The 12,149-nt window shown below is 41.7% G+C and carries 11 protein-coding genes; 3 read left to right on the top strand and 8 right to left on the bottom strand.

Annotated elements, in window-relative coordinates:
* Window positions 1-117: 117 nt before the first annotated feature.
* Window positions 118-1,575, bottom strand: a complete 1,458-nt coding sequence (locus ACE3K2_RS25055; protein ID WP_421896423.1) for a carboxylesterase/lipase family protein — start codon at window positions 1,573-1,575, stop codon at window positions 118-120.
* Window positions 1,576-1,860: 285 nt separating this feature from the next.
* On the opposite strand from ACE3K2_RS25055, the gene ACE3K2_RS25050 reads away from it, so the two are divergent.
* Window positions 1,861-2,670 (top strand): LuxR C-terminal-related transcriptional regulator, encoded by an 810-nt coding sequence (locus ACE3K2_RS25050; protein ID WP_421896420.1) that lies wholly within the window; start codon window positions 1,861-1,863, stop codon window positions 2,668-2,670.
* Window positions 2,671-3,114: 444 nt separating this feature from the next.
* Here the strand turns inward: ACE3K2_RS25050 and ACE3K2_RS25045 are convergent, their stop codons facing one another.
* The 3 genes from ACE3K2_RS25045 to ACE3K2_RS25035 form a co-directional block, all read right to left on the bottom strand.
* Window positions 3,115-3,771 (bottom strand): CPBP family intramembrane glutamic endopeptidase, encoded by a 657-nt coding sequence (locus ACE3K2_RS25045; protein WP_421896417.1) that lies wholly within the window; start codon window positions 3,769-3,771, stop codon window positions 3,115-3,117.
* 73 nt (window positions 3,772-3,844) lie between these two features.
* Window positions 3,845-4,042 (bottom strand): hypothetical protein, encoded by a 198-nt coding sequence (locus ACE3K2_RS25040; RefSeq protein WP_421896414.1) that lies wholly within the window; start codon window positions 4,040-4,042, stop codon window positions 3,845-3,847.
* A gap of 28 nt (window positions 4,043-4,070) precedes the next feature.
* A complete protein-coding gene (locus ACE3K2_RS25035; RefSeq protein WP_047840930.1) occupies window positions 4,071-4,280 on the bottom strand; it encodes a hypothetical protein in 210 nt (69 codons plus the stop codon).
* Between the two features lie 410 nt (window positions 4,281-4,690).
* On the opposite strand from ACE3K2_RS25035, the gene ACE3K2_RS25030 reads away from it, so the two are divergent.
* On the top strand, window positions 4,691-6,925 hold the full coding sequence (locus ACE3K2_RS25030) for a peptidase domain-containing ABC transporter (protein WP_421896411.1): 2,235 nt from the start codon (window positions 4,691-4,693) through the stop codon (window positions 6,923-6,925).
* Window positions 6,922-8,301 carry an HlyD family efflux transporter periplasmic adaptor subunit gene (locus tag ACE3K2_RS25025; protein ID WP_421896408.1) on the top strand — a complete coding sequence of 460 codons (1,380 nt, stop codon included), beginning with the start codon at window positions 6,922-6,924 and terminating at the stop codon, window positions 8,299-8,301. Before ACE3K2_RS25030 ends, ACE3K2_RS25025 begins: the two co-directional genes overlap by 4 nt.
* A 97-nt stretch (window positions 8,302-8,398) precedes the next feature.
* On the opposite strand, the gene ACE3K2_RS25020 is transcribed toward ACE3K2_RS25025, so the two are convergent.
* From ACE3K2_RS25020 to ACE3K2_RS25005, 4 genes are all read right to left on the bottom strand, one after another.
* The gene (locus tag ACE3K2_RS25020) at window positions 8,399-9,493 is read right to left on the bottom strand and encodes a metallophosphoesterase family protein (protein ID WP_421896405.1); all 1,095 of its coding nucleotides are present in this window, start codon (window positions 9,491-9,493) and stop codon (window positions 8,399-8,401) included.
* Window positions 9,493-9,831: a DMT family transporter gene (locus tag ACE3K2_RS25015; RefSeq protein ID WP_421896402.1), complete on the bottom strand. Its 339-nt coding sequence runs from the start codon at window positions 9,829-9,831 to the stop codon at window positions 9,493-9,495. The genes ACE3K2_RS25020 and ACE3K2_RS25015 overlap by 1 nt, the downstream gene beginning before the upstream one ends.
* Window positions 9,828-10,598 (bottom strand): HAD family hydrolase, encoded by a 771-nt coding sequence (locus ACE3K2_RS25010; protein WP_421896399.1) that lies wholly within the window; start codon window positions 10,596-10,598, stop codon window positions 9,828-9,830. Before ACE3K2_RS25010 ends, ACE3K2_RS25015 begins: the two co-directional genes overlap by 4 nt.
* A 165-nt stretch (window positions 10,599-10,763) precedes the next feature.
* Entirely contained in the window at window positions 10,764-12,137 is a 1,374-nt protein-coding gene (locus ACE3K2_RS25005) for an ABC transporter substrate-binding protein (RefSeq protein WP_421896396.1), read from the bottom strand.
* Window positions 12,138-12,149 lie beyond the last annotated feature (12 nt).

Genomic DNA, 12,149 nt, shown 5'->3' with positions numbered 1-12,149 from the left:
CTGCTACGCTCCAGCCGGATTAATAAAAGAGGACATTCATTCTGAGAATGAACGTCCTCTTTGGTTTGGACTCTTAGCAATTATCCAGGGTAACACATACACAATAATCGGATTGTATTATAAACCCAACAGCTCTCGCTTGGCCGCATCCGGATCATGCACAACCTCAATCTCATGGTTGAAGATTAGTGTTGCACGATTCTGCTCGTATTCTGGCCAGTTCACACCTGCAACTTCAGGTTTGCCTTGCTTGGCAAAGGAAATCCAGGCATCCTGTACCTTGAGGGCAAGTGCCGCCGCAGCTTCGTCCGGCTCCGCATTCATGAATTTGAGGACATGCAGGGTATTAAACACAAAGAACATTTCAATGCTGTGAATCGCTCTTTGTAACAGGGGATGTTCCGGCATCACCCAATCAAATCGATACATCCACACCGGGGCATATTTCTGTTGTGCAGCAGCATATTGCAGCGCTGACCGCCAGAAGAACATATCGGTCATGACTTGGGCTTGTCCATCTGCCGTTTTGGGATAACGATCCGCGATGGCTACCCGGTTCTCCAGATCTGGCGTCATAAAGTCTACGCCCTGAACCATGTCGATCTCTTTTGAATAAGGCACATGCGGCTGGATGAATAGTGCACCCTCGTGCAGTGTCGTACCAATCAGCACCGGAATGTCCTGCGCTGAACCTTCGCTCACCGCCTGAAGTGGCACCTGTGGTAGTGTATGCCCATCCAATACCGGTTGGAACAATAATGCCATACCTACCCCGCTCTGCTGTTTGACCGTTTCACCCGCTGCAATAATCTGCTCTACAGGAATTGTATTTAGCTTCTGCAGGTTATCCCGATCCACCCCAAGGATCTTTAACATCCCTTCTCGCAACGCTGAGGCTTGCTCTGCGGGCATCAACTGGGAAGCACCACTCTCCATAATGGCACGTTGGAAGAGTCCCTTAGCCGATGGCATCGCCATCAGTGCTGCAATACTCATGCTGCCTGCTGATTCACCGAACACCGTAACTTGATCCGGGTCACCACCAAAAGCAGAGATATTATCCTTCACCCACTGTAATGCCGCAACCTGATCCAGCAGACCTGCATTGGATACATATGAATCACCTAATGGAGCCATATGAAGGAAACCCAAAGGTCCTAGTCGGTAGTTGATCGTCACAACGATGACGTCCCCCCGAACCGCTAACTGTGTACCATCATACATCGGCTGGCTACCTGAACCGGATACAAAGGAACCGCCGTGAATCCATACCATAACCGGCAGTCGTGCTGCTTCCTTTTCCTTCGGCGCCCAGATGTTTAGATACAGACTATCTTCTGACTCATTCGGCAGTTCTGTCAGGCCTTCAGGTTGATGATTTCGAGGTTGTATATTCTCAGGCCCAAATTGCGTTGCCTGTCTGATTCCATCCCATGACTCAGGTTGTACCGGAGCTTTGAAACGCAACTCACCTACCGGGGGTTTCGCATAAGGAATGCCTTTCCATACGCTTGCATCGTGCAAAAGCTCGCCTTGAACCGTACCATATTTCGTTTGAACCTGAAGTTCTCTCATGCCGCTTCTACTTCCTCTCCGTAAAATAGGTTAAATTAACAAGTACGTGCATATCATGTGTACTTATTTGAGTATAGTTTGTAGGCATACCTATTTACAACTTTACCCATCCCCAACCTGTCCCGCAACGTTTCACGTGGAACTTTATATAATTATTTATGGAATTTAGCCTGTGTCTAGATATTATTTTTTGTCCAAAAAATTACTAATAAGTAGGTAATTTGACTAAAAGGAAATTTCGCCATATAGTTATGGTTTACTAACTACTGATTAAGGATGAGAAATATGAATTTAATTAAAGATCCTCTGGTAATACCACAAAATTGGAGTTCAAAGTCTTCTTTCTCTCCAAAACAATGGCTGGAATGGCAAGCAGACTATAAAGCAAATGTAACTACAGAACTTAAAATGCAAATTTCTCATAGTGAGTTAAAAGAAAGGCTATACCTAAATAAAGAAATATTAGACCTTTTTAAATTTAAAGTAGGTATGTTACAGGGACAACTTTTTTATTCACATCTCTTTTTTCTGGCGGATTCAGAAGGAATTATCCTGGATATTATCGGAGAAGAATCTCTCCATAGTGGACTTAGACCATTAGTCGTTAGCTTAGGAAGTTCAATGGCAATGGAATCAGGAGGTGTTAATGCAATTTCTATTGCTTTAGAAACTGAAGAAAATATATTCCTTAAAGGTGACGAACATCAACTGGTTCCCTTCAAAGAATGGCTATGTCTATGCAGCCCAATTAAAGTTCAAGGAAAAACTATAGCCTTTCTGAACTTCTCTCGTTCAACGCCATTTGTTTACGATAGTATATTTGCTCTAGTTTCCTCCATTGTGTCTTATATTGAATTCGAACTAGAAAAAAAATTGAATAATCAAAATCGAGTACAAGCTTTATTCAATACATACGGATTTACCAATAGAGAATGTGAAGTGGCTACATTGTGGTTACAGAACAAAGGAGCACTATATATAAGTGAAAAATTGAGGATCACTGAGGGAACAGTTAGGAATTTTGTGAAGAAAATCTATATGAAATGTAGTGTTAATGATCGTGGAGGCTTTATACAAAAGTTTTATCAAGCTTAGTTATTGAAAAGTCTTTTTTAACCAGAAAATTTCGGAATATATTTTAATTAAATGAAAATTATAATTCAAAACCTGCTTTTGACTATCAGTTAAGCAGGTTTCTTTATTTATTCCTTCTTTGGGAAACAGCACCTCCCTATTTCTGGAGAACACTCTACAATTCCCTTGTTTTAATAGGAGTGCTTGTTCCTAGCTAAACAATAAACTTTGTTCACAAGGATCCTGACTTACAACCCACTGATTATTTTCTGGATTTTCTGAGCTTTATAAATTCTATAAGAATAAATAAAATTATAACTAAGAATGCAATCAAAGAAAAAACAGCCAACTTTTTTTCTTTCAAAGAAACATATACAAGATTTATTAGTGGAATTGACAATATAAAAAATCCGTAATAACTTCTATTTTTCATTTTTTTCTCCTTGATACTATGTTCGTGAGAACTCACAATAGTACAACTAATGTATTCCAAATCATATGAAGTATTATACTTGGAATCAATGATTTAGTTTTAAGAAATATATAATTGAATACGAACCCATAGATTGTAGTCAAAACAAATAAGTCACTGTGCAAAAAACCAAAAATTAAAGAAGAAATTATTATTGACCAGGCGGAACCATACCTATTATATATGGTTGTGAAAAGTAAACCTCTAAATAGTAACTCCTCGTAGAAAGGAATGATGATGATGATTGCCAAAGTCATAATTATATTTTGCAAATTCACAGCTTGACTTAGCTGATCTAAATTTAAATTTTCTCTCTGACTCTCATCCGATCCAATGCCAAATCCCAAGAGAAAAATTGAGGATATCGAAAACAACACTAGCCCAGCTATAACATAGATTACCGTGCGTTTTTTATTAACTTTTAGATTCAACATTCCATTTATGAAACATCTAAATCTTTTATTTAATGAAAGAAAAGTTGCATATGATATCACTTGAAAAATTATAAATACAAATGAATCATCTACATTTGTATCACCCCAAGCTTTCAGTATTGTCAATGAAATAATGGAAAGAACCGCTGGAAGTGATAGTATCAATCCTATTTTAATAGCGACTTCTTTCAGGTTATAATCTTTGCCTGAATGCATTCCCTCTAGTCCACCTTTTATAGTAGTAGCCTGATTACATACATTATATGTAATCAGGCTACTTTATTACTAATTATCTTTTATTCCATCCATCAGCAATACCGCTTGTTAATCCTTTTGAGAAATCCCAAATTGGCTCTATAACTGCTACACCTCGTAAAAAGGTGTTTTTACTTGCTTTTTCTGCCGTATCAAGTAAATCGGAAAGCCAACCGCCACCATCTGTTTGTAACATTTCTGCAGCACTAAGTTCCGTGAATTGTGTACTCATTTATATTTACCTCCTATCTGTTCTTAAATTATCTTCTACCGCCAGTTGCGTAATTGATATAGTTCCACGGATTAACAAATTCTTTAACTGCTGAACCTATACCTTTAACTCCTTCTACAGCACCTTGAGCAACGTAGCCAATACCATACCCTACAGACTTACCTAGATCTTCCATAATTCCTCCGCCATTAATATCTTCCAAATCAGACAGAGACATTTGAGTAAAGTCATTATTCATGTGTAAAAAACTCCTTTTTAAAAATTATTTGTTAAATTAAAACTTAATTACATTTAGTCGATATTGACTATTAAATAATCACTAAAACTCCCTGTTAAGCGATATTTTAATGGTTATCAAACTAAATCCAGTATTAATTCACATATAAATTATATAATTAGTGAATTTATATTCTATATCTACTATTGGATATATACTCTCCCTATATTCTAGAATATTCTATATATTCACTTTAATACTCTTAGTAAAAGATGAAATATATCTCCAAAATAATACAATTAAAAAAATTAGTTCATTCCAATTAAATATGTTTAATATCGACGAGAATATACGGACTTCTTTAGAACTAATAGAACTTCTAATTTACTAAGAAATATCAAATTCATGATTAACTATTCTTGGAGGTCAGCATGTCGTTATTCAAAAGATATACTATTCAAAAACAATATGACCAAAAAGACTGTGGTGCAGCATGCTTAGCAACTATTTCTCGCCATCATGGTCTAAAAACCCCTCTCACTCGTATACGTGAGGTTGCCGGTACTGATAAACAGGGTACCAATGCATTAGGTATCATAAAAGCAGCAGAACAAATGGGCTTCTCCGCAAAAGGAGTCAAAGGAAACCCGGAAGCTTTCTTCAGTGAATTCCCACTTCCTTGTATCGCCCATGTAGTTATTGATCAGAAGCTTCTCCATTACGTAGTTATACATAAAATCACAAAGAAAAAAGTAATTATAGCTGACCCAGCAAAAGGAATTGTAAGTTATAGTCCTGAAGAGTTTTTCAAGATTTGGACAGGCATTCTGATTTTCATGGTACCAACTGCACAATTTCAGAAGAGAGATGAAACGCAGGGTGCTTTATCACGTTTCTTCACCCTATTGCTCCCACAGAAACGCATGTTGCTGGGGATCTTCTTTGCGTCATTGCTATATACGGCCCTAGGAATCCTAGGTGCATTTTACTTCAAGTTTTTACTAGATTCCATTGTTCCTTATAGGTTAGAGCAGACTTTGCAATGGATTTCAATTGGTGTCATTGTTCTAACATTGTTGCAAACATTATTAAATGCTTTTAGAAGTCACTTATTATTGTATTTAAGCCAAAAACTCGATATTTCTTTAATACTTGGATACTACTACCATGTATTGAGATTACCTCTCTCTTTCTTCGAAACCCGTAAAACAGGTGAAATTATCTCACGACTTCTGGACGCATCCAAAGTTAGAGACGCTATATCAAGTGCTGCTCTAACCATTATGATTGATTCTCTAATGGTGATAGCAGGTGGGATCATCTTGTATACTCAGAACTCCTTCCTCTTTGGCATAACGGCGATTATGATACCACTATACGCACTTATTGTTTGGGGATTTCATCGTACATTTGAGAGACAAAATCGGGAACAGATGGAACAGAACGCAATGCTTACTTCATATATCGTCGAATCAGTCAATGGCATTGAGACCCTCAAAGCTTATCAGGCTGAAAGAGAAGCTAATTTGGAAACTGAAAAGAAATTCATTAAATTACTACGTACTCTTTTCAAGTTTGGGTACTCCAACAATCTTCAGTCTACTTTAAAAGGGACTCTTCAAGGCGTCAGCGGGATTGTTATCCTTTGGATTGGAGCTAACGAAGTCTTAAAGGGACAACTAACCATGGGGCAACTTATTACATTTAATGCTTTGCTTGCATACTTTATCAATCCGATTTTAAACCTGATCAACCTGCAATCTTCACTTCAAACGGCTGTTGTCGCTGCAGATCGGCTAACTGAAATTATGGATCTCGAACCTGAAAAAAAGGAGTCAGATGAACGTAATATTAAACCAAAAACACTAAAGGGATCTATCGACTTCAAAGATGTGCATTTCCGATATGGAACAAGACAATCCATCCTGAATGGTGTTGATCTACATGTTGAAAGAGGAGAGAAAGTTGCGCTGGTAGGAGAGAGTGGTTCTGGTAAGACAACTCTCGTTAAACTATTACTTCGTTTCTATGAGGCCGAAAAGGGAGAACTATTGATTTCTGAAAATAATATAAAAGACATATCTATCGAGTCGCTTCGACAGAAAATAAGTTATATCCCACAACAGACATTTTTCTTCAGCGGAACCATTAGAGATAACCTTGCCATCGGAGCAACATCCGAGATTGAAATGGATGATATCATTGAAGCAACAAAGCAAGCAAGTGCTCATGATTTTATTAATCAATTGCCTATGAGGTATCAGACAAATCTTGAAGAGAATGCATCCAATCTATCAGGAGGACAACGTCAACGCTTGGCTTTGGCACGCGCATTACTTACCAAACCTGACATTTTGATTTTGGATGAGGCAACCAGTAATTTAGATACTACTACGGAAAAAGCCGTATCGGATACGATACACGGTCTGGATGATATGACGATGATTATTATTGCTCACCGCTTGAGTACGGTTATGCGTTGTGATCGCATCTTTGTAATGGACAAAGGTACTGTAGTAGCGGCCGGAACACATGATCAACTGCTACAACAGCGGGGGAGATATTTCGAGCTTTGGAAAGATCAGTTACCTGGAATAGATACGGAAACTGCACAAGAAGAGAATCGTACTCTGCCTAAGTTGGAACACTCGGAGGCGATGGTATGAGTCTTAAACTTCTGAATCCTGAAGAAATGATAGATAGCAGAGAAATGCTGGAAAAGAAATCACCTGCATTTATTAGCTGGTTTCTTTTAATACTTACGTTAATATTAGTCATTGCTTTTATCTGGAGCTGGAAAGCTCAGATTGATGTCGTTGTTAAAGCTTCGGGAGTAGTTAAACCTAACGAGAAGATATCGAAAATTGTTAACAAGGCTACAGGAAGTGTCTCCAAAATATATGTACAACAAGGACAACGAGTTCAGGCCGGTGATAAGCTCTTTTCTATTCAGACAGGAACCCTCCAAGTTGACAAGACTCGTTTACAAACCGATTACAAAGAAGCAGAGCAACGCTTGGCTGGTCTTGAACAACTCTCTACATCACTTTCATCAGGTAATGGGACGATGAAGTCGAACAAGACAGCCAGTGCTCTACTTGCTAATGATAATCCGGTCCAGAACAAGTTGGAATTGGATATTACCAAAGTGAATGCTGATCAGGTCGAGACGGATAAAACCATTGCAAATAAACGTCTCCTTCTCAAAAGTCTTAACTATGGAAGAAATTATCTACCTTCCGGTTCCGTTGATTACGAAAGATACGAAAACTATAGTTTGAAGGCTTCTCAAAATATTTTGACAGAAACACAAATCCAGGAAGATTATAAACGAGCTATCTTTAACGGTGATGAACTCACTACTGCTTCAGCCAAAGAAAAGCTGAAGACGACCAAGTTGCAAATGGAGACTAATCAAAGTGAATTTCGGTACACGATACAGTCCGAGCTGGAAGATGCACTGGAGCAAAAACAAACACTGAAAAAACAAGAATCTGACCTGTATGTACAGTTACAAGGAAGTATTGACGAATTAAGAACTCAGAAGAAAGAACTTAATAGCCAAATCAATACGATCCGTTCTAATCTGGATAATTATACGGTCACAGCACCGATTTCAGGTGTAATCAATACAATTAATGAAGTAGGTGAAGGACAGCTTATCCAGGAAGGGCTACAAGTCATGGATGTGGTTCCGGTAAATAATACGATCTATTCTATTCAAATTGCTATGAGCCACCAAGACATTGGACGTATACATGAAGGAGATCCTGTGCGCTTTCATTTTACCGCCTTTCCCCGGGAAGAGTACGGTTCTGTCCTTGGCAAAATAGGTTCCATTAGTAGCGACGCTTTAGTAAATCCCCAAGATGGTTCTAGTTATTATGTTGTGGAAGCTACACTTGAATCAATACAACTAAAAGATGCCCTTGGTCAACAGGAGCAGATCAAATCAGGTATGCAAACCGAAGCTCATGTTATAACGGAGCAAAAGTCAGCACTACAATGGCTCTTAGAAAAAATGGATTTTTGGACTAAATAAAGTTAATAAAAGAGCCGCCCTTCTGAGCGACTCGTCAGGACTATCGAGAATGTCTCGATAGTCCTATTCAATTTTCTCAACTAATATCTGTATTTAACTACCCTTTTACAGGAAAATGCACCGTAAACTCAACACCCTCGATCCATTTGCCCGCGACAAAGTCCCGTCCCTTCACAACCACCCGATCCTTATAAATCTCTACATGAAGTCCTTCACTGCCCTCCAGATGCTCATCCTCATCTGTCCAGAGATAACCTACAGAGGACGCATTAAACATGGTTGGCATCTGGCCTGCACCATCGTACATCGTATGCTGTGCCTCCAGTTGCCAATGGGTGTGACCCGAGAAGAGGATCGTTTGCGGGTATTTGGCCAGAACCTCTTTAAGTTCCGCATCCTGATTCACACCATACCAGCCTTGTTCCTTCAGCGATCCTGCTACCGTATCCATGAGTGGCTGGTGCAAGAACAGGAAGATGGGATGATCTGGCGTTGCATGCTCAGACAGTTTCCCATCCAGCCAATCCAATTGTTCGGCCGACATATCACAATCCTTCGGGTGAGGTTGCTCGGTGCCCAGGAAAATATAATGATAACCATCAATCCAGTGATCGTGGTAAGAGCCCTTCATGCCGGTTATCGCTTCAAAATCACTCAATCGACGTTGCCATAACCCGGCGACTGTAATGGGGTCGACTCCTGAAGAGATCGGTCCCTCATCCTGACCCTCCTGCTCCGGAGGTGCAGCCGACAACGTATATGTCCCGCCGGATAGTTGCTCAATCAGTGCAGCTGATTCAGCAGCGGTTTGTTTTGTTACCAGCTCCATTTCTGCTTCCTGCTCCAATAACTCAGCTACTTCGCCCTCTGTCAGATCAAGCAAAATGATCGGTGGATCTTGCCATACCACGGCTCCAATATCATGATTACCTACCGTGTACCGGATGTCCGGCAAGCGATCCGCATGTTGCTTCCATATCCGTTGCAACTCACGGTATTCGCTTGGCAGCCCCCTGTCCGTCACATCACCCACATGCATAATTCCGCTGCTTCCCTGACTGAATGTAGCTATATCGGCTAATGCCTGGTTTAGATGCCGGTTATGAATATGGTCTGCCTCATCTCGCACATGTGTATCCGTAATGACCTGGAAGCTGGCAATAGGTTGCTCCGTTGTATGTTCATTTTTCATCAAGAATCACTCCATTTCAGTCCAATAATGCCAATCAGAATAAAACCGATCCATACCATCGACGTGAGCCGCAGACGTTCACCAAAAAAGTAATGTCCCACAACGCCAATAAGTGTAATGCCCACGCCAGACCAGATCGCATAGGCCACAGCAAGCGGCATATACTTCACGGCAAAATTAAGAAAAGTAAAACTTGCGCCATAACAGACAAACATCATCACTGACGGCCATAACCGTGAGAATCCATCCGATACTTTTAGCAAAATGGTAGCACTAAGCTCCAGCCCGATGGCAAGTACCAACAATACCCAGCCCAAGTAGGCGTGACTGTTCGTCATCGATTCAGCCCACCATTCAGCAGTTCATGGAACGATTGAATCGTTCTGTCCGCCAGGCGGATTCTTCCCGGTTCTCCAATCCCAATCCTGCACCCCGCGCCAGCGGTTCGTGCCATCTCCATGTCTCCGTCCGTATCTCCAATAACCACAGTATGTTGTACAGACACACCTAACCGCTCACAGGCAAGCAGAAGCATATCGGGAAATGGTTTCCCTCGCTTCACCAGATCTGTGCCAATCACCACGTCAAAGAAAGAATCCAGCCCCATCCACTGTAAGTGTTTGACTGCACTAGGTGTATCATCTGCTGTCACTACGCCCATAATTACACCTTTGCTACGGCACTGTTCAAGGAATTCTTGAACTCCTGGTAACGGACGTGCCGGACGATGCTTCTCCATCTCTTCCTCTGCTAGCGCCAAACACTCCCGAACCATGATCTTGGCTTCCGCCCAGCTGAGACCCGCACGATATCCATGCCACGTCAGCACGGCATACACTTCATCCATGGTGCCCATCGCAAGCGGCCCTCGCACGTCATACCCATTCATTCGGCCTTGGTCATCGTGGAATGTACCCCAGATCTGTGGAAGTTCATCTGTATTGATACGAAGTCCCCTCGTCGCCAACTGGTCTCTGAAGTCGTTCAACACACAATCGGTCCAGAACCCCCACATGCCCGTAAAATTAAGTAATGTCCCGTCCTTGTCGAACAAAACGGCTTCAATCAGATTGGGTAATCCGTCTACATACGTTTCATCTTGCATTGGTCAAACTCCTTGTCTGCAATCTTTATGAACGGAAAGGACGGTACAGCATGTACCGCCCCGCCCCTTTCGCTTGAGTTACTTATAGTGATTAGTGATGCGTTATGTTTACAATCCGTTCAGGTTCACGAACGAGTCTCTTGGAAACAGTTCTTGTCGATATCGTTATTTCGTTACACGATCCAGTTCCTTCTGTGCTTTCTCTTTTGCTTCCTTCAGCGCTTGTTCCGCTGGCATATTATTGATCTGTACCTGATCAGCTGCATCTTTCAATGCATCATTGATCTTGCCTCCCGTTGGATCCTGGAATGGAGCCGAAGCGTGTGCTGCCTGTTGCAGTGGTACAGTAATCTGCGGATTTTCCTCACTGAATTTCATGAACTCTGGATCTTGTTGAGCCGACTGACGTACTGCAATATATCCGGTGTTCATGGACCATGAAGCTGTGTTCGAGGTTTCAGAGAAATACGTAAGCCATTTGTATGCTGCCTGCTGTTGCTCTGGACTTGCCGCTGACGGAATACCTGCCGATATGGCACTCGCTACCGGTTTTCCTTCACCAATGCCTTCCCAGCCTGGTTGTTGCATTGCAGCGACTATGCTAAAGTCCAAGTCACCTTGGTCACCACTAGATCCGGTGTAACCTGCTGCTTTATTTTTCATCACATCATCAATCGTTTTGTACCAGTACTCCCAGCCCTGGCCTCCATAATGAATGCCCATAATCTTGTCTTCGTTAATCCATTTACGGAACAATTCCCATGTCTCGATCCATTCCGGGGAGTCAATCATGACGGTTTTGCCATCGTCGCTAAGAATCTGTCCGCCCTTACCCAGCACGGCATCAATCATATTGTCTCTACCCCACATCGGTTCCCAACCGTAGAAGGTGGTCTTGCCATTCTCTTGCTTGCTCATCTTCGCCGCTGCCTCAGCCAGCTTCTCCCATGTCGTCAGACTGGCTGGGTCGATTCCGTTCTCCTTGAACGTATCCATGCGGTAATACATGATCTGGGTTGTACCATACATTGGTAAAAAGTATTGCTTTCCATCCACCTGTCCCTGGTTCAAGAATGTCTGGATGAAATCGTCTTTCTTAAAATTCGGATCAGCAGCAATCATCTCATCCATGGGTGCATAATATCCTTTGCGTGCCCAGTCTATATTGGAGCTGAGTACCGCGGCGGGAACATTCTTGGAAGCAATCGCTGCTTGCAGCTTCTGTTCCGTCTCCGTGTAATCTGCTTGTACAATTCCTTTCACAACCACTTCGTTCTGTGAGGCGTTGAACGCGTCAATCGTTTTTTTCATGTTATCGCCCAGATTACCACCCAGACCATACCAGAACTCAATCTCCACCGGATCTTTTGCCTGAACCTCGGTTCCACTGGCAGCAGCTGTCGTGTCTGATTCTGCGGGTGCTTGTGTTCCACAAGCGGTCAGTAGAGCAAAGCTGGCCGCAAGTACCAGCGACATGCCACTCTTCCAGTTCAACCTCAATCTCTTTTTCCATGTCATGCTTGCTTGACTCCAGTTCATTGTCGTTCCTCC

Origin of the sequence: Paenibacillus sp. (genome assembly GCF_048976745.1) — a bacterium.
GTDB lineage: Bacteria > Bacillota > Bacilli > Paenibacillales > Paenibacillaceae > Paenibacillus.
This window is presented reverse-complemented; position numbering and strand designations above follow the sequence as displayed.